The 472-nt window shown below is 55.9% G+C and carries 1 protein-coding gene; it reads right to left on the bottom strand.

Going from position 1 to position 472, the window contains the following annotated elements; translation table 11 throughout:
• Positions 1–271: 271 nt before the first annotated feature.
• A partial coding sequence (locus R5H29_RS14070; RefSeq protein WP_332329317.1) for a hypothetical protein occupies positions 272–472 on the bottom strand: 201 nt, incomplete at its 5' end.

Here is a 472-nt window from a genome sequence, read left to right as displayed (position 1 = left end):
AAAACCCCGCCAGCGTCTTGCCCCCGCCGGTGGGCGCGATCAGCAGCGTATTTTCCCCTGCCTCCGCCGCCGCCAGCATGTCGAGCTGATGCGCACGTGGCGCCCAGCCGCGCGACGCGAACCAGTGGGCAAACCGATCGGGTAGCAGCCGCGTCACCTCGAGTATTTGGGGCGGATGCGGTTAATAATCCGGACGTCAGTGTGTGTCATCAATAGACATTCACGTAAATGTTGCATTGGGTTCGCGAGGGTACAGCTTCTGTAAGCGCGACTAAACCGATATCACCAGAGCAGGGTCGCCCGGTTTTGATCTGCTCCGTTTGCGAGCCGATGATTGCAGCCGCATCAAGCCATTGCGGAATTCAACAATCTCTGTGAGAACGTCGCAATCAGCATTCGAGCTGGGGGCAAGAAAATTTTCTACATTTAATCTGGTAGTAGCTTCCGATATTGACGCCATAAGAGCAGGTAC

Origin of the sequence: Stenotrophomonas sp. A3_2 (genome assembly GCF_036624925.1) — a bacterium.
GTDB classification, from domain to species: Bacteria; Pseudomonadota; Gammaproteobacteria; order Xanthomonadales; family Xanthomonadaceae; genus Stenotrophomonas; species Stenotrophomonas hibiscicola.
Note: the sequence above shows the minus strand (reverse complement) of the source record. Positions and strands in the feature narration are given on the sequence as shown.